Raw genomic sequence first — 21807 nt, forward strand, 5'->3', positions numbered from 1 at the left:
AGATGATTCATATTGTTTTTGAGACAGCGAATGTAGCAGCCTTACAACAGGCCATTGAATTGGATGAGAGTCTGCAGGGTAGTATTGTAGAAATAAAAGACGATTATGCAGTGGGCCCTCTGGGAGATATCTTTGAAACAGAAGGTTACCAGACCCGACGCGACTGGTGGAAGAACCTGCTGGAATATTCTCCCTATACCGAGCAGATTAATATAGTCGATGACAAACTCACGGTTCACCAGTTACTCAAACAATTGGATGATGAGCCAGAGACAGAAGTATGGATATGGATGGCCCAGAACGCACATGATGTGTGTGGCTATTATTGGCTCATGAGTCAGTTAAAAGAGTATCAAGGTCGTGTACAGGTATTGTACCTGAATAACCTGCCCTTTATCAATGAAAAGGGGCAGATATTTTACCCATCCTATCTCCATGAAATTCAACCGAAAGAATTTCTGAAAGCCAAAAAACTGGCTCGCCCCATTACGCCCAGCGAATTTGAAGTGGATCCCGATGAATGGAAAAAACTTTGTCAGGATGCTGCACTGGTTCGTTTTCTGGAAGGCGGAAAAAAAATCATTGGTAAAGAAGCTGATTTCTTTGATAAAGATATTCTCGCGCATATTACCGGTGAGGCACAGAAACTGAATAAAGTGATTGGCAATACCCTTTCTAAAATGAAAGTAAAGACAGGAGATGTTTTTCTGGTTTGGCGCATCAGGGAACTGGTGGCTGCCGGCAGACTGGAAACAGTTGGTGACTGGAACAGGGGATGGAAAGAAATGACTGTAAAAACAGCATCTGCATCACAAGCCGCAGTAACGGAAACAACATAAAGATTTTGTATGGTAGAAGTAATCCCGGTACAACAAGTGGCAGAAGATGAAAGAGGGACCACCCATTTTTTTGATACGGACAGAACAGGGCAATTCATCATTGCTTACCGCATAGCGGGCAGTGCAAGCGGCAGACATTATCATAAAGGGACTGCAGTGCATAAAAATCCAGAGCAGATCATCATTATGCAGGGAGAAGCAACGGTGAACTGGCTGGATGTAAGAAGCGACAATAAGGGAAGCATAAAAGTAAAAGCGCCGGTCATGGTGAAAATTCAACCATGGGCCTGGCATGAAGTAATAGCAGATACAGATATCATCGTGTTTGAACTGAATGGTCTTGAAGATGCAAAAGACGATACTTTCAGACTGACTCAGTAGCGATCACAAATGAAGTAGACATGGCGAAAGAAAAACAACCAAACAGGGTTTTTGAAAATGAAACAGGCGTACAGGGGCAATACCGTAACTGGTTTCTCGATTATGCCTCCTATGTAATATTGGAACGTGCCATTCCGGCTATTGAAGACGGTTTAAAACCCGTACAGCGCAGGATTTTGCATGCCATGAAGGAAATGGATGATGGTCGCTTTAATAAAGTAGCCAATATCATTGGGCAGAGTATGCAGTACCATCCGCATGGCGATGCAAGTATTGGTGATGCACTGGTAAACCTTGGTCAGAAAGATTTGCTGATTGAAACACAGGGTAACTGGGGCGACGTAAGAACAGGGGATGAAGCAGCAGCCTCCAGGTATATAGAAGCTCGTTTATCGAAGTTTGCACTGGATGTGGCGTTTAATCCCAAAACCACCACTTGGCAGTTGAGTTACGATGGGAGAAAGAATGAGCCGGTAACATTACCCATGAAGTTTCCATTATTGCTGGCACAGGGTGCTGATGGTATTGCGGTGGGGTTATCAACCAAATTATTGCCACATAATTTCTGTGAACTGATTGATGCAACCATCAAATGCCTCAAAGGCAAGCGCTTTGAAATATTTCCTGATTTTCAAACAGGGGGTATGATTGATGTGGCGAATTATAATGAAGGGAAAAGAGGCGGTAAAGTAAGGGTAAGGGCCCATATTGAAGAACTTGATAAAAAAACACTGATCATAAAAGATGTGCCTTATGGTGTAACCACTACCCAGTTGATGGAAAGTATCACCAAGGCCAATGACCAGGGGAAAATTAAAATCAAAAAAGTTACGGATGTAACGGCGAAAGATGTTGAAATACATATTGATCTGGCAGCCGGTATTTCACCCGATATTACCATCGATGCACTTTATGCATTTACCGATTGTGAAGTGAGTATTTCACCGAATGCCTGTGTTATTGTGGATCATAAACCACAGTTTTTGGGCGTACATGAGCTGCTGAAAGTATCTGCTGATAATACCCGGGAATTGCTCAGAAGAGAACTCGAGATCAAATTGGGTGAACTGGAAGATAAATGGCATTATACATCGCTCGAAAAAATCTTCTTTGAAGAAAAGATATATAAGGAACTCGAACAAAAACACGCTACATGGGAGGCAGTTATTGAAGCGATTGATAAAGCGTTTACGCCATTTAAGAAAAAGCTGAAAAGGGCTATTGAAAGAGAAGATATTCTTAAGCTCACGGAAAAGCCTGTCAGAAGAATTTACCGACTCGATATCAATGAACTGAATGAACAGATCAAATCGATAGAAGCAGATATCAAACAGGTAAAACATGACCTGGAGCATCTCACCGATTTTGCCGTGGCTTATTTTGAAAACCTGTTGAAAAAGTATGGCAAAGGCAGAGAACGTAAAACAGAGATTAAAGAATTTGATACCATACAGGTAAAACAGGTAGCTATCGCCAATACCAAATTATACATCAATCGCTCAGAAGGGTTTATCGGTACAGGACTCAAGAAAGATGAGTTTCTCTGCGATTGTTCTGATTATGATGATATAATCGCTTTCACGCGTTCAGGCACCATGAAAGTGGTGAAAGTGTCTGATAAGGTATTCATCGGAAAAGATATAATGCATGCCGCGGTGTTCCAGAAAAATGATGAGCGTACTACATACAATATGATTTATCTCGATGGTGCCAGCGGAACCAGTTATGCCAAGCGTTTTAATGTAACGGGTATTACAAGGGAGAAAGAATATGATCTTACCAAAGGGTCGGATAAAAGTAAAGTGCATTATTTCACTGCTAACCTGAATGGGGAAGCCGAAGTGGTGAAAATTGTACTGAGTCCTAACTGCACGGCCCGAAACAAAGAATTTGATTTCTATTTTGAAGAACTGGAAATCAAGGGAAGAAGCAGCATGGGTAACCAGGTAACGAAATACCCCATTAAAGCGGTAAAACTGAAAGAAGCAGGTAAGAGCACATTGGCAGGTCGTAAGCTCTGGTTCGATGATAAGTTTGGTAGATTGAATACGGAAGAAAAAGGTCAGTATTTAGGCAGCTTTGAAGATGAAAAACTATTAGTGATTTACCACGATGGTACATATGAACTGACTGACACCGAAATGACCCAGCGTTTTGAACCGGAAAAGATGGCGCTGATTGAAAAGTTTGATGCCAATAAAATTATCACAGCGGTATACCTCGATAGCGATAAAAAGCAATATAATATCAAGCGGTTTAAAGTAGAAACAAGTACACTGAAAACCCAGTTTCTCTTTATTAAAGAAGGAGACGGTAATCGTCTGGAAGCCGTTACAACAGAAGACGAACCAATCTTATCAGTTCAAACAGGTAAGGGTACACAGGTCCGGAAAGCCAAATTCAAGGTAGCTAAAATGGTAGAAGTAATGGGCTGGAAAGCAGTGGGAGCCAAGCTCACAGACTTTAATAAGAGCATTGAAATGGAATGGGAAACAAAGCCCAAAGAAGACAACCAACAGCCCGAATTATTTGAGTAAGAGGACGGCTAAACCATTTCATATCGGCGCTATACAAGCATGAAAAAAGGGTATATCAAAAATGATATACCCTTTTTAGTCATAGGATATGTGGTTTTATTTAGCTGAATACCTTACATATTCTCCAAAGCCTGGCATATTGATTACACCAGCACCTGAACCATTTCCTGTTGTTGGGAAAGCTTCATATTTTTTTGTCCCGACATAAATGTCTGGGGCAAAATCATACGTGTCATTCAGTGCAATGGCTGTTCCAAAAAGTGTAGCAATTTCAGCGGCTGTTACAGTGATGGCCGCTGGTAAAGTTGTTACATTGGCTTTGAAAACTTTTACACTGGCTGCGGCTCCGTTTTTCCTAACTACTATATCAACTTTATCAGGCGCTTTCGTTCCCGGGAAATAAAGTGATACGGTGAATTTCCCCTGAAAAGCTGCCTGATTTGAAAAGGTAATGGTAGTGGTACTGCCAGTTTCGATATTGGTAGTAATGGTGGGAATATCTTCGATACCCACACGTTTAGAGATCGCTCCATCATCCTTTGAACAGCTGGTAAATGCTATCACAAAGAATAATGCAAGAGCAGATAGTATATTGATTTGTTTAAGTTTCATGTTCTTCTGTTTTAATAAATGGATCAATTAAGGCTGCCAAAATACTTTAAACGATTCTGGAACTTTTTGGGGTGGTGCATTTGAGTTCAATGCAATTTCGTTGGCACTGAACGGCAATGACCATGGATATTTTCTATCGTTTGATACAGAAGTAACAGTACCATCGGGCGCCGTTACACTTGTAACAGTACCTTCCGGAGCAGGAGCAAATAATACTGGATATTTGGTTCTGCGATAATCGGTATAGTTGTCAACAGGATTCTCAATTCTGTTGATCCATTTCTGTGTCATGATATGCTCCAGTTTCTTGGCAGTGCTTGCAGCATCATAGGCAGCGAGAACACCTGCTTTATAGTTGGTAGTAGCAGTTTGTGTTGCAATTAATGGCACTGTTTGAGGAGCACCAGCAGATCCTGGTTTAACAAAGTTGGTGATCACATAGTCAACCTGATTAAATGATTCATCCATTGCTTTGCTGAAAACAGCTCTTGCATCACCCGTAACTGCTCCAACACTGATCAGCTCAGCTTCAAGGTACAAACGGTCTGCATAAGAAATAAACTGATGCGGTCTGGCACCTGTTCCCGCGTTCTGGGTACCTATTGCGTTCACAGATCTGGCTGCACCATCATCATACCTGCCACCTACCGGATAAATACCAAATAAGGAATAAGTCTGGCTGTTTGAACCGTCACGGCAACGACCATTTGATCCGAAGAGAATGGTAATAAATCCACCATCACGGAATTCAGTACAGTTCTCAGGTGTTGGATTAGTGCCACCTGGTGCAGATTTCTGGTTATAGATATAATAAGGAATCCTTGGGTCAGCAATACCTGTAAGTATGTCTGGATTGCGACCTTTCATGATTTCATACAACCATGGACTGAAGAGCTGTCCACCACGCTGCGTAGCGTTATAGTCACCATAACCGGGGTGTCTGTCATCGGTAGTAGCGATCGGGCCATAAGCCAATGAAAAACTTTCAGCCTGAGAGTTGATCAGTGTGTTGGGAGATGCTAACAATGCTGCAACCTGTGTTTTCACATCCTGTACCAATCTAACCTGAGTATATAACTTCAGTTTGATGGTATTGGCTGCTTTGATCCAGTTTGTTTTACTGCCTTTGTAGATATAATCATCATTACCAGGTAAAGATGGGTTTATCGTGGTATTGTTGATGTCGGCAATACCTTCATCCAGCATCGCAAATAATTTAGGGTAGATGTCTGAACCCTTGTCAAATTTAGGTTGGGTAATGCCTTCTTCGAATTTATCGAATTCAGAAAAAGGAACATCTCCCCAGATATCAACCATCATACTGAAAGTATAAGCTTTCAATATTTTGGCAATTCCAACATAAACGAAACGTTTTTCTGCAGTACCACGTGTAATGATCACGTTCAGGTTAGAAATGGCACTATACAAGCCTTCCCATCCTGATGCGCCTGCGCCATAGCGGTCTGCACCAACACGACCTGTCATCTGATGTGTATACACGGAGAAAGTATTTCCCAGACCAGAGCCTAATGCAAAGCTGTTGGAAATATTACGTTCAGCGGCACTCAGTACCATAGACAATTGTACCGATTCCGGGGTAGGGCTATTGGGGTTCTTGTTTACATCAAGGAATTTTTTACAGCCAATGCCTGATGCAGACAGCACTACCAGGGCTGAAAAAATGTAAGCGATATATTTTATCCTTCTCATAAATAATGTTTTACTTAATGATATTAGAAAGTTACGTTCAGGTTCAGACCATATCTTTTTGTACTGGGAGCACCACCGGTTTCTACACCTTGTGTACCTGCGCCTACTACTGAATTAATATCCGGATCGAAATTGGTATACTTAGGTACATTCGGAGCCAGGTACCAAAGATTACGGCCACTCAATGAAAGGGTAACATTTGATAACTTAAGCTTGCTCACCCATTTTCTTGGTAAGGAATAACCCAGTGTAATTTCTCTCAACCTGTAAACAGTACCATCGAAAACGGCATATTCAAATGCACCGTTGGTAGCAAAACTTGCACCTGTTCCCTGTGTAAAGAATAAATCGTTGGTGGTAACCCTTGTCTGGTTTTGTACGGTTTTACCACCCACCAGCATTGGCGTATAACGATTCAGTCCGTTTGGACCAGGCACTGGTGTTGGGTTTCCGTAAACACCTGTAATGACACGGCTTTTTTCTCTGTCTTCTGTATCTTTCGTGACACCTCTTCCCAGCATGCTACTGATGGTTTCAGAGTAGAAGTCACCACCCTTGGTCATATCCCAAAGAACACTTAATTGAATTCCTTTGAAATTGAAATTGTTGGTAATACCTAATTTATAATCGGCATTAGGGTTACCCACCATACCTGGGTTAGGATCAAGGAATGGCATACCAGAGGTAGGATTAATCAATAACTGACCATCATCTGTTCTGGCAGAGAAAGAACCCCTTAAATAACCATAAGGGAATCCTGCTTCAATATAGTTGAAACCACCAATGATATCTCGTGTAAGACCTGGTATCAGTCTTTCAACGGTGTTAATATTTCTGGTAAAGATGGCTCTTACATCCCACTGGAAATTCTTGAGAATTACTGGTTTGATGTCTAAAGCAGCTTCCCAGCCCGTGTTACGGATTTCTCCGAGGTTGGTAAAGAAAGAGCTATAACCGGTAGTCTGAGGTAAACCGATGGAATAAATCAGATCAGTAGATCTTTTATCATACCATGTCAGTTCAAGACCCAGTTTCCCTTTGAAGAAACGCATATCGGAACCAATTTCCAATTCGGTTGTAAACTCAGGCGTCAGGTTTGGATCATAACTTGAACCACCTCTGGTAGCCAGTGGCTGACCGAGGAAACCTGCGGCATTCAGACCAAATATTGGCTGTCCATTATGTGGTGCAGCGTCATTACCCACTCTCGCATAACCGGCACGCAGTTTACCATAATCAAGCCAATTCGATTTAAGTCCGAAGGCATCAGACCAAACCACCGAACCTGAAACGCCGGGATAGAAATACCTGGCATTTTTATAGGGCAGGGTAGAAGTAATGTCCATTCTACTTGTAACGTTTAAGAAAGCAAAGTTTTTGTATCCGAGAGAAGCGTCTGCGAATACACCCACCAGTCTTCTTTTTGATCTGCTATCGCCACTGAAAGTCTGACGGCGAGTATTGGTAAGATTAAATAAGCCAGGGATTACGAAGTCAACACCATATACCTGCTGGTTACGGCTGGTTCTTTCGTTAATTTCACCACCGACATTGAGATCAAGTGTAAAGTTTTCAAAAACCTTTGGATTGAACACAGCAATGATTTTTGCATTTATTTCCTGCGTCCTGTTGATCACTTCTGTAAGTGTGCCCAACAGGTTGTCTGCACTTCCCAAAGAAGATTTATCAATGATCTGGTCTCTGTATAATGCATAGTTATTAACGCCTGCATTGAAATCGACACGGGCTCTTTTACTGAATTTGTATGATGCTCTTACATTTGCTGCTATACGGTCATCGATACTGGTAATGACATTGTGATAGGCTCCCCATACCGGGTTGGTATACTGACCATCGTTAAATCCAATTTGTCGGCCAGACCTGTCTTCTGATGGCCATCCAACGATGTCCCAGTTCCTGGCCATAGTGTAGGTACGTCCCCACTGTGAAATAAAGCTCTGTGCCTGACCAATAAAACCGCCTATCTGTTTGCTTCTGGCATAAGAGATGCTGGCACCAAACGTAAGGTTACCAACACTTGTCTGGCCACCCACACTGATATTGTTTTTGGTATAGCTTGAATTAGAGATATAACCTTTCTGATCTACACGAGATAAAGTAGCACTGAATGTGGTATTTCCCTCACCGCCATTCAAACCAACAGAGTTTTCCAGTAAGTGACCTGTATTAAAGAGAGAGGACACGTTATTGGGGTATGGTTTGTAAGCAAGACGGCCATTCGGAAAAAGTTCAGGATAAGATGCAAACATAGTAGCCCATGTTGTAGCGGGGATGGAATCAATACCAGAGGCTGAAGTACCAATGACATTACCCCCGGCATCATAGATGACGCCCTTTCCGAATTTAGCACCCCATGAACCATTCGATGATTGTGTTCTGAAGTTCGCACCTGCACCATAAGAGTTCTGGAATTCTGGGATATCCGATATTTTTTCGATGCTGTATCCGGCTCTGTAAGTTACGTTCAGAGATTTAGCACCTTTTTTCGGAGCACCCGACTTGGTGGTAATTACCAATACCCCGTTGGCGGCACGAGAACCATACAATGAAGCAGCAGCAGCGCCCTTCAATACGTTCATCGACTCGATATCGTTAGGGTCAAGGTTGTTTAACCCCGATCCGTAAGTACCACCACCACTGAATGGACTGGTTGTATTTACGAGGTTATTACTGTACGGAACACCATCCACAATAATCAAAGGCTCACCACCATTGAATGATGATACACCCCTGATCTGCATACGAGTGGCAGCTCCCGGAGCACCCTGACCAGCACGGATATCCACCCCAGGTACTTTACCTGCAAGGTTGTTGAGGATATTGGGTTCTGATTTTTGTAAAAGGGTACCTGGCTCCACTTTTGAAACCGCATAACCAAGTGCTTTTTCAGAACGTTTAATACCCATCGCTGTTACTACCACTTCAGATAAAGATGCATCAGGCGCCAGCGAAACATTTACTGTTGTGCTGTTGCCTACTGTTATTTCGCGTGTGCTGAAGCTCACGCTGGAAATAACCAGTACGTCACCTTTTGAAGCGGAAATTTTGTAGTTACCCTGGGCATCAGCAGCGATGCCTGCATTGGGTTTTCCTTTGATCGTAACCGAGGCAGAAGGAATAGGAGCTCCTTTCTCATCTGTTACCCGACCGGAAATGTTTAGCACCTGTGCGTTTACTGCAATAGTAACACACATTGCTAGCAAGAGGCTAGTCACAATTTTTCTCATGTGTTGGTTTGTTTAAGAAGTTATAGGACCATGAATTTAAAAAAAAATGTTAAACTCTGTTTAAATGTTAAAATATGAGAAGGAATTGAATAAATAGGATAAATATTAAAATATATTATATGTGTATGAGCAGACAGTCTCTCTCTGCTGATTTATCTATCCTGTATATGTTTAAATCAACAGCCAGCCTGTAATATTTTACTGCTTAAATAAAAGGAAACAATCCAAATTCAACCTTTACATGAGGGAATAGTGGCTAGCCTTGAAACACTGTCTGAATGTTGAAGCGGTTATTTCTTCATTCATCATTGTAGACTCGTTATTTTCTGTTCTTCAGCCTGATGGTTGCTGTACGATTAAGATCACTGGTAAGAATGAGTTCATATCTTTTCTCACCGTCATAAATAATCAGTGCAGCCGTATTGGGGGGTACCATGCCCAGGTTTTCTGCGAACATGCTTAGTTCATTATAAGCTACTCTGCTATCTACGAGGATTGTCTTCCTGATGGCTTTATGATCGAGTTTTACTTTGGGTATCAATAAGCGGTCATTGAGATAAACGGAAACAGAGTCATAATCAATACTTCCGTTATCGTATAATTCAAGACGCAGTGGGCCACCGGAAACTTCAATTTCACGAACAACCAATTTGTCTCTTGATTTGAATACAGTATCAATCATGGGAGGCTCAATGGTAGCGGTAGTAATCGTATCCTGATTTCGAAGGGTATCTGTTATTGACTCATCCACTTCTGTTTGTTCCGCCATATTAGTCTGCAACGGAATGGTATCTGTTGAATACCTGAAACGAAACTGGATGGAAGGAGCTGTATACCGATGTGCAGCATCACTTTCAAAAGCACCATTTAATATTGATTCTGTCCGGTTCACAATCAAAGTGAAATTGCCAGTAAGTATGCAATCAATTCCGTTTTTTGTACTTTTTGATAAATAATAAATAAAGGGAATAGGCTTAAAAGTCAGTTGTCTGTTTTGATTGTTGAATAGTCCGCTCACCGGAAGCTTAAACAGGCTGTCTCTGAAATAATATTGTAATTCACCGGCAACAGTTTTCCCTTTTTGTTTTAAAATAAGTTCAGCCAGATAAGCACTATGTTCACCGGGAACGACTACTTTACCCACACCAAACCAATGGCCTTCTACCTGTTGTGCATGCAAGGTTTGTTTCCAACCAAAAAATAAAAAAACTAATCCAATTAGGGGTTTGATCCGCTTCATTGGCCGCAAAATATTTAAAGCATTTGAAGCAGCTTCTCTAAAGTTGCTAACAGTAGTGGAAAGGACCTTACACATGCATTTAGAGCCCAAACCAATAAACTAACCTATTTTTGCCCCTTAAACTGTTTTATGGAGCCAGTGCTGGTAGGCCAATACAATACACTGAAAGTATCAAGAAAAGTAGATTTTGGGTTTTATCTCGACAATGGCGAGGATGGCATACTGTTGCCCACCCGTTTTGCCCCCAAAGGATTAAAGATTGGAGATGAAATAATGGTGTTTGTATACCATGATTCAGATAACAGACTCATAGCCACCACACAAAAAGCAAAAGCCTGTGTGGGAGAAATCGTTAAAATGAAAGCAGTAGCTGTAACCAGACAGGGAGCGTTTCTGGATTGGGGACTCATGAAAGACCTCTTTGTACCGGCATCGAAACAACTTGGTGGTATGCGAGAAGGTGGTGAATACCTGGTAAAACTCTATATCGATGAAATGACGGGCAGGGTAGCAGCCACAGAAAAATTAGAGCAGCTTTTAAATAACGATACATTAACTGTTAAAGAACTCGATCAGGTAGACCTGCTTGTATATCGTAAATCCGAGTTGGGTTATGTGGTCATCATCAACAACCAGCATAGTGGTATTATACACACAAGTGAAATATTTACCGACATTGAAATTGGTGACAGATTGAAAGGATTCGTAAAAAAAATATTACCAGGAAATAAAATTGATGTAGTCCTGGGTAAACCCGGTTTTCAGAAAGTAGAAGATGAGGCGGGTAAAGTATTACGCCTGCTCGAGGAAAATAATGGTTACCTGCCTTACAACGACAAATCGGCCCCGGAAGATATCTATTCATTCTTTGGTATGAGTAAAAAGACATTTAAAATGACCACGGGTAACTTGTATAAGCAAAGAAAGATTGAGTTTACACAAACGGGGATTAAGCTACTGGAAAGTGAGTAGTGAATAGTCAATAGTGCGTGAGGAAAATGGAAAGAACACAATACCTGAAATCGCAATCAGGTTGCCCCTATTGTCTATTGACTATCTCTTCTCTACCAGCCATGTAGTGTCCGTTGAACTACTGGTGCCATTCGGCGCCTTAACGGTGGTGGTTCCGATATAATAATTATCAGCAATTTCTTTAACATCATAAAACAGTACGGTACTTTGATAAAACTTTTTTTCTTCCACTGTTTTAGGCCCAGAACCTGTTAAGTAGGTAGCTGCAAAACGACAATTACCCAACCAGTCAATTTTCCAGTAAGTAGTGTCATTGGTTTTTGTATTGATATCCTGCTGTATACCATCAATACGGTTGATGATTATATGTATGCCCTGTTTGGTATAGCTGTGAAACCTTCCTTTCTTTAATTGGGTACAGTCTGGAATAAAACTTATAAAACCCATCAACACGAAAAAGGAAGCAAAGAGTAATAAAAGTGTTGGTTGTTTTATCCATTTCATTGCGTCTGATCTTTGCACTAAGATAAGCCTCTTTGAAGCCAGGCATCTCTAATCATCTGTAAATCTGTGGCTTTTCGATTTCCACAAATGGACAGATTATTTTTTAAATAGGGGCATGCTAACAACTGTTAGTATGATTGCTTTATATTTGCACTTCAAAATCAAACAATGGGAACAAAAACTGTGTATATCGTATCGGCTGTTCGTACGCCAATAGGTTCATTTGGAGGAAGTTTAAAAGATTTTACTGCACCACAACTAGGCGCTATTGCTATTAAGGCAGCAGTGGAAAGAGCAGGCATTCAGCCATCTGATGTACAGGAAGTATTAATGGGCTGTGTAATACAGGCCAATACCGGTCAGGCCCCGGCAAGACAGGCAGCGAAATTTGCAGGTTTGCCCGACAGTACTATTTGTACCACCGTGAATAAAGTATGTGCCAGCGGAATGAAAGCCATTGCACAGGGCGCACAAGCCATTTTATTGGGAGATGCTGATATTATTGTAGCAGGGGGGATGGAAAGTATGAGTAATGTACCATTCTATTCTGCTAACCTGCGATGGGGTAATAAATATGGTCATGTGCAAATGATAGATGGACTGGCAAAAGACGGTCTTACTGATGTGTACCACAATTATGCCATGGGTAATGCGGCTGAACTTTGTGCCAAGGAATGCAATATCTCGCGCGAAGAACAGGATGCATTTGCCATAGAAAGCTATACCAGAAGCCAGACAGCCTGGAACAACGGAAGTTTTGCTGCAGAAGTTATTCCTGTACCTATTCCGCAAAGAAAGGGCGACCCGGTTATGTTCGCAAAAGATGAAGATGCTTTCAACGTAAAATTTGATAAAATACCTGAACTGAAACCAGCTTTTACAAAAGATGGAACAGTAACGGCGGCCAATGCATCTACCATGAATGATGGTGCTGCTGCTGTAGTATTGATGAGTAAAGAAAAGGCAGAAGCCATGGGCATTAAACCGCTGGCCATTATTCGCAGTTATGCCGATGCAGAACAGGCGCCCGAATGGTTCACTACCACACCATCATTGGCCGTTCCGAAAGCAGTGGCCAAAGCCGGTCTTGCGATGACCGAAATTGATTTTGTAGAACTCAACGAAGCTTTTTCTGTAGTAGGCATTGCCAATATGCAAAAAATGCAGTTAGACCCTGCCAAAGTAAATGTGCATGGCGGAGCCGTTTCATTAGGTCATCCACTGGGTTGCAGTGGTGCAAGAATTATTGTTACACTTATTCATGTACTCAAACAACATGCTGGAAAAATAGGTGCTGCCGGTATCTGTAATGGTGGCGGTGGTGCCAGTGCTATGGTCATTGAAAATGTTTCTGCGTAACAAGCAATGAGCGAAATAAACATCCGCAGAGCCACAGAAAAAGATGCATCACTGATAGCCGAAATCAGTCGCGAAACTTTCTATGATAGTTTTGCAGAACAGAATACGCCGGAAGATATGGCACTCTTTATGGAACGGCAATTCAACACATCATTGCTGATGGAAGAATTGTTTGATGACTCCAATATATTTTTCCTTGCTTGCTGTGAAGATGAACCTGCGGGTTATATTAAGCTGAAGCCGGGAGCACATGCCGATCTCGAAAATGCAAACCAGGCTATAGAAATCTGTCGCTTCTATGCAAGAAAACAAATGATTGGAAAAGGAATAGGGAAGGCAATGATGTTACATGCTATTCAGTATGCCCAAACCAATAACTGTAAAACCATCTGGCTCGGTGTTTGGGAACACAATAAACGTGCGATCAATTTCTATAGTTCATTCGGCTTCCAAAAATTTTCAGAGCACGACTTTATCCTTGGAACTGATGTGCAGAGAGACTGGTTGATGAGGCGAGTGAGTAGTGAGTAGTCAGTATAGTATAATTATGAAAATCAAAATATTGTATTCAACTCACTCAATACTGACTATTCACTACTCACTATCATAGCCTGCTAATCCCTACCCGTTGAAGAACATACTGCCTGCTACCAATAGCCTGCAACATACAATCTGCCAGATCACCTGCAGCTATCTGGTACTGATTGGGTTTTGGCGCATAATTGGCTGCTGTAATGTACTGTCTGTTACCAGGCTGGTCAAGAATGTCGGGAGAACAAACAAAAGTCCAGTCGAGCGAAGAAGCTTCCAGTGAACGAAAAGCTGCTAAATGTTCAAGTCCAACCGGTTTGTATTGTTCGGGATAATCAAGTTGTTCAATCAGTAATTCCCCATCAGCATCTTCTGTATTGAGTATGCCCATGCCACCCAGTGCCACAATTCTTTTTACACCTGTTTTTTCCATCTGTGTAATGATATTTTTCATACCAAGACTTCTGGTTCGGTCTTTTCCATCAAAGGAGCCTCCTAAAACAGAAACAACCGCATCTGTACCTTGAATGGCCTTATATACATCCGCTTCTTCAAATACATAGCCCTTCATCGCTACCAACTGATCAGATGCAATGTCTTTATCGATCAATGATTCAATAGAACGTCCAAAAGCCCTGATAGTATAACCCAGTGCCAAAGCCTGTGAAACCACATATTTACCTACCTGTCCGGTAGCACCAAATACAGTAATGGTCATGAAATAGACTTTTCAGCAATGTACTGAATGTAAAAGAAAAATGTAGCGGGGAAAACTTATAAAGCGGCTTGTTCTGAAATTTCATCCATATTAATACCCTGGTGACTTTCATCATACACACATTCTCCATTTTTAATGAGTAATACCTGTGGAGATTCGTGGTAGACTGAAAAATCTTCTGCAACCTGATCCGAAACTGGTCGGTACGCCAGTAAGTCGAGATAATAAAAGTTGATATTGTCAGGCGTTTCGCTTCTTTCGAGCCTGCTACGCACCATGGCACTGATACTGCACCGGGTACTATGCTTGAAAATTAACTGGGGTTGCTGATAGGAGGCTGATTTTATTTCTGCTAGTTGTTCAACTGAACTTAGGGTATTCCAATTCATCTTGTATATCAAACAGTCTTTAAACAAATACGTTCATTCCCTGTTAGGGTTTAAAATAACGGGGGTTGGTGGTCGGACAACCTCTGCTTTTAGAAGAAGTGCAGGAGCTAACCAATGCAGCGCTGATGACAAACAGGAGCATTAATGCGGTTATCTTTTTCATGTGTGTTGTATTAAGTTGGCGTTTTGACTGTATTTTGCGCTGTAACGAAGATACAGATTTAAGTTAAAATGTTGCTTTGTACACAGTTTCCGATTCGTTAATTTGTATAAAACGATTGAAATCAATCAATTATTATGAAGGTTCACTTTATCTCTATAGGCGGAAGTGTAATGCACCAGTTGGCTATTGCATTACGTAAAAAGGGTTACCAGGTTACAGGAACAGACGATGAAATTTTTGAGCCAGCCCGGACCAACCTTCAGGAACAGGGACTATTACCTGCCCAGATTGGGTGGCAACCTGACCTTATTACCCCAGAGCTGGATGCGGTAATTCTGGGTATGCATGCCAAACAGGATAATCCGGAACTGCAAAAAGCAGTTTCACTCGGACTGAAGATTTATTCCTTTCCGGAATACATCTATCATGAGAGCCAGAACAAAACCCGGGTTGTCGTTGGAGGAAGTCATGGTAAAACTACTACTACCAGTATGATCATGCATGTGTTGAAACATTCACAACAATCGTTTGATTATCTGGTGGGCGCGCGGGTAGAAGGTTTTGAGCAATCAGTAAATATTACGCATGCACCTGTTATTGTATGTGAAGGAGATGAATATCCAGCCAGTGCCATAGAGCGTAAACCCAAGTTTCATTTTCTTTATCCGCATGTCGCCATCTTAACAGGTATTGCATGGGATCATATCAATGTATTCCCCACATTCGATTTTTACCTGGAACAGTTTATTATTTTTATTAACAGGATAGAGAAGGGAGGCATACTTATTTATAATGAAGCTGATCCGGTTTTAAAAGAACTGGTGATCACTCATACAAGAAATGATATCCGATATCAACCTTATCATATTCCGGCACATGAAATTGAAAATGGTCGTACAACAGTAACCATTGATGGGGTAAAAGGAGCGTTGAAAGTGTTCGGGAACCATAACCTCATGAACCTATATGCTGCTTACTATGCATGCAGGGAGCTGGGTATTTCGGCTGAAGCGTTTATACCTGCTATCGGGAGTTTTACAGGTGCTGCAAAAAGATTAGAGTTACTGGCATCTGCTGAAGACTGTGTGATCTATCGCGATTTTGCACATGCACCCAGTAAGGTAAAAGCAACCATTGATGCCGTAAAACACCAGTTCCCTGAACGGAAGCTGATTGGTGTATTGGAATTACATACCTACAGCAGTTTGAATGAGGCATTCATGAAAGAATACAACGGCGCTCTCGAACAGGCCGATGAAGCAGTGGTGTTTTATTCAAAACATGCATTGGAAATAAAAAGATTACCTGATTTACCTGTGAAATCCATAGAAGCAGGTTTCAATAAAAAGGAACTGACTGTTTTTACAGACAGTAAGGCACTTTCGGAATGGCTGAACACACGTAATTATGAAAACACCAACCTGTTGCTCATGAGTAGCGGTAATTATGATGGAATTGATATTCCCTTATTGGCCAACCAGTTGATGGAACAACACCTAAAAAGCAGTATTTAAAAATTAAAGTATTTACTTCGCATCATGAAATTGCAACTCAGTCGTCCACTTGCCTTTATTGATCTTGAAACAACGGGTGTAAATATCAGTACCGATCGTATTGTAGAAATTGCAATCGTAAAAATTAATCCGGATGGAAGCAAACAGGTAAAACGTAAGCTCATCAATCCATTGATGCCCATTCCTAAAAGTTCGAGCGATATACATGGCATTACAGATGAAATGGTAAAAGATGCGCCCAGTTTTAAACAGGTGGCGAACGAAGTGAAGCAGTTTATTGAACAATGTGACCTGGGTGGTTATAATAGTAATCGTTTTGATATTCCAATGCTCATTGAAGAATTTCTTCGGGTCGGTATTGAATTCTCTGTTGATGGTAAAAAACTGGTTGATGTGCAGAAAGTGTTTCACATGATGGAACAGCGTACCTTAAGTGCGGCCTATAAATTTTATTGTCAGAAAAACCTTGATGGAGCGCATAGTGCAGAAGCAGATGCCACTGCTACCTGGGAAGTACTGGAGGCTCAGGTTGAACGCTACCCCCAAATAGGGGATACGGTAGACAGCATTGTGAAGTTTACCGGTGAAGATGATATTGTAGATTTTGCCCGTCGCTTTGTAAAAGAAAATGGGGTAGAAATCTTCAATTTCGGAAAACACAAAGGTAAAACCGTTGTACAGGTACTCAAAGAAGAGCCTCAGTATTACGATTGGATGATGAAAGGAGATTTCCCGATGAATACCAAACAGAAACTCACAGAAATACTGAACAGAACCTTGTTAAAAAAAGGATAAGTCTGTATTAAATACACCGTATTTCCCGCAATTCTTTCCCCGAAACAGCGAACAATCGTTCTGTGTTGTATTTTAGCGGGGCAACCTGTTACAGCTTTTGAAAAAACTAGTCATCATACCAACCTATAATGAAAAGGAAAATATTGCCGCAATCATCGCGGCAGTATTCGAATTACAGGCAGGTTATCATGTGCTGGTAATTGATGATGGCTCACCCGATGGTACCGCAGACATCGTTAAATTGCTGATGATACAATACCCTGAGCAATTGTTCATAGAAGAAAGAAAAGGCAAGCTGGGGTTGGGTACAGCGTATATCCATGGATTCAAATGGGGCATAGCCAGACGGTATGATTATATTTTTGAAATGGATGCCGATTTTTCACACAACCCCAAAGACCTCGAAAGATTATACAATGCATGTCAACAGGACGGTGCAGACATAGCTGTTGGCAGTCGGTATGTTCCGGGAGGCAAAACAGAAAACTGGCCACTCGACAGACAATTGTACTCAAGAGGTGGAGCCTTGTATACACGCCTGCTTACCTGGATGCCCGTAAACGACCCCACTGCAGGTTTTGTTTGTTATAAACGACAGGTATTGGAAGCCATTAACCTCGACGAAATTGAATTTGTGGGTTATGCTTTCCAGATTGAAATGAAATTTGTTGCCTGGAAACTTGGATTTCGTATCAAAGAAGTGCCCATCACTTTTGTGGATCGAAAAATCGGCGTAAGCAAAATGAGCAAAGGCATCATCAAAGAAGGTGTATTAGGTGTATTGAAAATTCAATGGCACAGCCTTTTCCGTAATTACCGCAAGCGTGTAGCGAGTTCGTAGGAATATTTTATTGGCTATGAGCCTTGAGCTGCGAGCCAGGGTGAGTATGGAACAGTTGTATTATACTCAAAAATGATCCATTATTTTGCTCGAAGCTCACAGCTCATAGCCGGCGTTTTACAACACGGCGCTCAACTTTACTCCTTTCTCATTAGCTTTATTCCCACACAACCGCCCATATGAGAGATGCACTCGTTAAACTTCATATTTCTGTTTTTCTGGCCGGATTTACCGGTGTATTAGGTGCATTGATACAACTTAATGAAGGATTGCTTGTATGGTACAGAATCATGATTACGGTAGTGAGCTTACTCGCTTTGTTGCAAATAAAAAAACAGTTTCAGCGTATTCCCGTATCCATGGTATGGAAGCTCTTGGGTATTGGAACACTCATTGCCCTACACTGGGTATTTTTTTATGGGAGCATCAAAATGGCCAATGTGTCTATCGGACTGGTCTGCTTTGCTTCTACTGGGCTTTTTACCGCTTTACTGGAACCGGTGTTCAATAATAAAAGATTCAGTTTGTGGGATGTAGGTCTGGGGCTGATCAGTCTGCTTGGAATCTTACTCATCTTTCAATTCGACCAGCGTTACCGGGAAGGAATTATAGCAGGTATTGTTTCTGCTATTCTTGCTGCATTGTTTACGGTACTTAATAAAAGGCAGGTAAATAAAGTAGAGCCTCGCGTAATGATGGTATATGAATTAAGCGGAGGTTTATTGCTGTTAACATTGCTCATGCCTGTTTATCTGCAGTATTATCCTGTTGAATCAGTATTACCATCTTTATCAGATTGGTGCTGGCTACTGATACTCGGATGGTTGTGTACGGTACTTGCAATGGATCTGATGCTGCAGGCTTTGCAAAAAGTATCTGCCTTTACGCAAAACCTGAGCCTTAATCTTGAACCCGTATATGGTATTGCGCTCGCTTTTGTTTTATTTGGCGAACAAAAGCAGTTGGGAAAGAGTTTTTATGTCGGTGTAATGCTCATCACCGTCTCGGTATTGTTGCAGATGATCAGGGTAGTCAGACAACATAAACAAGCAAGCAAAATTTGAATCACTTATTCCTGTCTTGTATTCGATACAATTTGCTGAATCACTGCATCGAGTCTTGCCGCACTGGCATTCAAATGCTCGAGTACCTGGAGAATATCAGGGTCATTGGTTTTTTCGGTGTAGAGCATCAGTACATTGATCAGTCCTAATATATTACTGAGCGGTGCCCTTGCTTCATGCGACTGGAGATACGCGATTTCCCGCATTTTATCGTACTGTTGCAGGAGTTTCATCTCTGCTGTTTTCCTCCCGTCAATATTGGTAATATTCATCGCCACACCCATCATACTTCCGGCTTCGCTATAAACCGGGTAGTATAAAAACTGAAACCACATGGCATCGCCGCCAGGCAAACCTACGGGTCGTTCGGTGGTAAGTTTTTCGCCTGATAATGCCCTGTTGAAGTTTTCCTGGAATGATGCCCTTAATTCAGGCATAACATAATGCATGAAATTGGCACCTACATATAATGATGCCTTGAAATATTCTTCTGCCAGTATACCAGCAGTACGGTTAAAATTAAGAATGCGCATATCAGGACTGATCATGATATTTACATCAGTGGTACTATCGAGGATTGCTTTTAACTTTATTTCATTGGCCAGCAGTTCAAGCTGTTGTTTCTTTTGCAAGGAGATATCAATGAAATAACAAATAATCCCCTCTTTCGACGGACTGGCCGATACCGCAAAATGATATTCGGGTGGCCAGGGTTGTTCAAAAGTGATGGTCTGTTCCTGGTCAAATGCTTTACGCATGGCAATGGCATAAGGCTGATCGGGAGAGTCTGGAAAAATGTCCCAGAAATTTCTGCCAATCATTTCATGTCTGTTCAATCCGGTCACCTGTTCAAAAAAACGGTTTACCCGGGTAAATACCCAGTTGCGGTTGAGTGCAAAAAAACCATCCTGCACGCCATCAAGGTATTCATTGAATTGATGAGCATAGCGTGAGGCGGCAAATTCATCCAGCGTATCGCCACTTAACAGCACACCCATGCCCACAATTACATGATCCTGTTCATCGGCATAAGAACAAAACTCCCATTGGATGGGGAAAGTCTGATCACTTTGAATATAGCGAACGGTTGCGGGATATTTCTGTCCGGGGTTTCTTTGGCAATTCAATAACTGCTGACGGAAAAATTCAATATCCGCATAATGAATATTTGCATCTGCCCTTATATCAGACATGGTTGAAGCCGACAAACCTGTAAGCTTGGCAAAGCGTTGATTGGTATACGTATAATATCCTTTCTCATTTATCAGCACACAGGCAAACATATCAGAATGCTCCATCATTCTGATTGCTAGTTGTGTACTTTGAACATCGGTATTCATTTCAAATGAATGCATTTGAACATGTATGGCTTTTTAAAGGGGATCTGCCATCACGAAATATCTGCCTTTTCGAACATATGTTCGTCATAAACACATTAAAATGCCCTTAATTATTGCCTTAATTGATAAGCTGCTACTGTATTTCTGTAAAAAGTAGGTACGTATACGATTTTACGTTTGGGGTCGTAGCCGATATCTGCGCTATTGAACCTGTCATTTCTTGTGTCTGAAATAACAATTTTATTACCGTTCGAATACACATAATAGATTACACCTGCCCAGGAACTTATAATGTATTCGTTCTCTTTCACCATTTCAATGCCGTCTGTTCCAGGATCCATACCATCTGCTAATTTGGAGAGCTGGCCGTCAAAGGTCATTTTAAGCAGACTACCCCTGTCTAAAATCATCAATCCGTCTTTAATGGCAAGCAGTCCGTTAGGTCCCTGTAATTTTTCAACCAGCGTCATCACGTTACCATTTTCGATTTTGTGCACTTTGGCAGACCTGCTATCACTTACATATACCACCCCTTTGTTGTCGATGCTGATATCATTTAAAAACACAGCGTCTGCAACCGGTATTCTCTCTGTAATGGTTCCTTTTTTAATATCAATTACAACTACTTCGGTTAAATCGGCTACATACAGTTTGTTTTTGTATAAACCCATCCCTTTGGGGGCATTTAATCCGCTGATCCATTCTACCTGTATAATCTTTCCGTCCAGACCCAGTTTCCCAATGGACCCTTTACCATCTTTTCCGGCAGGTTGTCCATCGATATTGGAAACATATAAAACCTTGTTTCCTGCGTCATATAAAACAGATTCCGGAACTTTTAAGAGACTGTCGGTTGTCCATATTTTTTCCAGTCGGGGTTCCTGGGAGAGTAGTTGTGTGGAGAAGCAAAGTAAGGCTGCCAGTAAAAACGTTTTCATATGAATGCATTTATGCGAAAATAGTCGAAACAATGTTTCCTTGTTTCTGTTCACCCATTGATCATTTTCCTGCAAAAGCTATCCCGGAAACTCTCTGGTTTGATTATCTTCG

19 protein-coding genes are annotated in these 21807 nt (G+C 41.5%); 10 read left to right on the forward strand and 9 right to left on the reverse strand.

Annotated elements, in window-relative coordinates:
- Nucleotides 1-2: 2 nt before the first annotated feature.
- From ACH3Z1_RS11675 to ACH3Z1_RS11685, 3 genes are read left to right on the forward strand one after another with little or no spacing between them, the layout of a single operon-like run.
- Entirely contained in the window at nucleotides 3-839 is an 837-nt protein-coding gene (locus ACH3Z1_RS11675; RefSeq protein WP_490822155.1) for a DUF1835 domain-containing protein, read from the forward strand.
- 9 nt (nucleotides 840-848) lie between these two features.
- Nucleotides 849-1220 carry a polysaccharide biosynthesis C-terminal domain-containing protein gene (locus ACH3Z1_RS11680; RefSeq protein ID WP_490822156.1) on the forward strand — a complete coding sequence of 124 codons (372 nt, stop codon included), beginning with the start codon at nucleotides 849-851 and terminating at the stop codon, nucleotides 1218-1220.
- Between the two features lie 20 nt (nucleotides 1221-1240).
- Entirely contained in the window at nucleotides 1241-3757 is a 2517-nt protein-coding gene (locus ACH3Z1_RS11685; RefSeq protein WP_490822157.1) for a DNA gyrase/topoisomerase IV subunit A, read from the forward strand.
- 96 nt (nucleotides 3758-3853) lie between these two features.
- Here ACH3Z1_RS11685 and ACH3Z1_RS11690 read toward each other — a convergent pair whose 3' ends face one another.
- The 4 genes from ACH3Z1_RS11690 to ACH3Z1_RS11705 all read right to left on the reverse strand — a co-directional run bounded on the left by ACH3Z1_RS11690 (nucleotide 3854) and on the right by ACH3Z1_RS11705 (nucleotide 10567).
- Nucleotides 3854-4369 (reverse strand): hypothetical protein, encoded by a 516-nt coding sequence (locus tag ACH3Z1_RS11690; RefSeq protein WP_490822158.1) that lies wholly within the window; start codon nucleotides 4367-4369, stop codon nucleotides 3854-3856.
- Nucleotides 4370-4396: 27 nt separating this feature from the next.
- Nucleotides 4397-6079: a SusD/RagB family nutrient-binding outer membrane lipoprotein gene (locus ACH3Z1_RS11695; protein ID WP_490822159.1), complete on the reverse strand. Its 1683-nt coding sequence runs from the start codon at nucleotides 6077-6079 to the stop codon at nucleotides 4397-4399.
- A 23-nt stretch (nucleotides 6080-6102) separates the two neighbouring features.
- Nucleotides 6103-9327: a SusC/RagA family TonB-linked outer membrane protein gene (locus tag ACH3Z1_RS11700; RefSeq protein WP_490822160.1), complete on the reverse strand. Its 3225-nt coding sequence runs from the start codon at nucleotides 9325-9327 to the stop codon at nucleotides 6103-6105.
- Between the two features lie 319 nt (nucleotides 9328-9646).
- Complete coding sequence (locus ACH3Z1_RS11705) at nucleotides 9647-10567, reverse strand: hypothetical protein (protein ID WP_490822161.1); 921 nt, start codon at nucleotides 10565-10567, stop codon at nucleotides 9647-9649.
- A 129-nt stretch (nucleotides 10568-10696) separates the two neighbouring features.
- Between ACH3Z1_RS11705 and ACH3Z1_RS11710 the strand changes: the two genes are divergently transcribed.
- Nucleotides 10697-11539, forward strand: coding sequence for a CvfB family protein (locus ACH3Z1_RS11710; RefSeq protein ID WP_490822162.1), 843 nt, complete (start codon nucleotides 10697-10699; stop codon nucleotides 11537-11539).
- An 81-nt stretch (nucleotides 11540-11620) separates the two neighbouring features.
- Here the strand turns inward: ACH3Z1_RS11710 and ACH3Z1_RS11715 are convergent, their stop codons facing one another.
- Entirely contained in the window at nucleotides 11621-12043 is a 423-nt protein-coding gene (locus ACH3Z1_RS11715) for a hypothetical protein (RefSeq protein WP_490822163.1), read from the reverse strand.
- 168 nt (nucleotides 12044-12211) lie between these two features.
- On the opposite strand from ACH3Z1_RS11715, the gene ACH3Z1_RS11720 reads away from it, so the two are divergent.
- Entirely contained in the window at nucleotides 12212-13402 is a 1191-nt protein-coding gene (locus ACH3Z1_RS11720) for an acetyl-CoA C-acyltransferase (protein ID WP_490822164.1), read from the forward strand.
- Nucleotides 13403-13408: 6 nt separating this feature from the next.
- Complete coding sequence (locus tag ACH3Z1_RS11725; RefSeq protein ID WP_490822165.1) at nucleotides 13409-13933, forward strand: GNAT family N-acetyltransferase; 525 nt, start codon at nucleotides 13409-13411, stop codon at nucleotides 13931-13933.
- 73 nt (nucleotides 13934-14006) lie between these two features.
- Here the strand turns inward: ACH3Z1_RS11725 and ACH3Z1_RS11730 are convergent, their stop codons facing one another.
- Together ACH3Z1_RS11730 and ytxJ are read right to left on the reverse strand one after the other, a co-directional pair.
- Nucleotides 14007-14651: an NAD(P)-dependent oxidoreductase gene (locus ACH3Z1_RS11730; RefSeq protein WP_490822166.1), complete on the reverse strand. Its 645-nt coding sequence runs from the start codon at nucleotides 14649-14651 to the stop codon at nucleotides 14007-14009.
- A 56-nt stretch (nucleotides 14652-14707) separates the two neighbouring features.
- Nucleotides 14708-15040 (reverse strand): bacillithiol system redox-active protein YtxJ, encoded by a 333-nt coding sequence (gene ytxJ / locus ACH3Z1_RS11735; protein ID WP_490822167.1) that lies wholly within the window; start codon nucleotides 15038-15040, stop codon nucleotides 14708-14710.
- Between the two features lie 297 nt (nucleotides 15041-15337).
- On the opposite strand from ytxJ, the gene ACH3Z1_RS11740 reads away from it, so the two are divergent.
- The 4 genes from ACH3Z1_RS11740 (at nucleotide 15338) to ACH3Z1_RS11755 (ending at nucleotide 19417) form a co-directional block, all read left to right on the forward strand.
- A complete protein-coding gene (locus ACH3Z1_RS11740; protein ID WP_490822168.1) occupies nucleotides 15338-16717 on the forward strand; it encodes a UDP-N-acetylmuramate--L-alanine ligase in 1380 nt (459 codons plus the stop codon).
- 24 nt (nucleotides 16718-16741) lie between these two features.
- Nucleotides 16742-17512, forward strand: a complete 771-nt coding sequence (locus tag ACH3Z1_RS11745; RefSeq protein WP_490822169.1) for an exonuclease domain-containing protein — start codon at nucleotides 16742-16744, stop codon at nucleotides 17510-17512.
- Between the two features lie 97 nt (nucleotides 17513-17609).
- Nucleotides 17610-18353 carry a polyprenol monophosphomannose synthase gene (locus ACH3Z1_RS11750; protein WP_490822170.1) on the forward strand — a complete coding sequence of 248 codons (744 nt, stop codon included), beginning with the start codon at nucleotides 17610-17612 and terminating at the stop codon, nucleotides 18351-18353.
- A 179-nt stretch (nucleotides 18354-18532) separates the two neighbouring features.
- Nucleotides 18533-19417 (forward strand): DMT family transporter, encoded by an 885-nt coding sequence (locus ACH3Z1_RS11755; RefSeq protein WP_490822171.1) that lies wholly within the window; start codon nucleotides 18533-18535, stop codon nucleotides 19415-19417.
- A 5-nt stretch (nucleotides 19418-19422) separates the two neighbouring features.
- On the opposite strand, the gene ACH3Z1_RS11760 is transcribed toward ACH3Z1_RS11755, so the two are convergent.
- Nucleotides 19423-20772 (reverse strand): PAS domain-containing protein, encoded by a 1350-nt coding sequence (locus ACH3Z1_RS11760; RefSeq protein ID WP_490822172.1) that lies wholly within the window; start codon nucleotides 20770-20772, stop codon nucleotides 19423-19425.
- Between the two features lie 95 nt (nucleotides 20773-20867).
- The gene (locus ACH3Z1_RS11765; protein ID WP_490822173.1) at nucleotides 20868-21695 is read right to left on the reverse strand and encodes a strictosidine synthase family protein; all 828 of its coding nucleotides are present in this window, start codon (nucleotides 21693-21695) and stop codon (nucleotides 20868-20870) included.
- Nucleotides 21696-21807 lie beyond the last annotated feature (112 nt).

Source organism: Sediminibacterium sp. FW305-C-49, assembly GCF_058231085.1.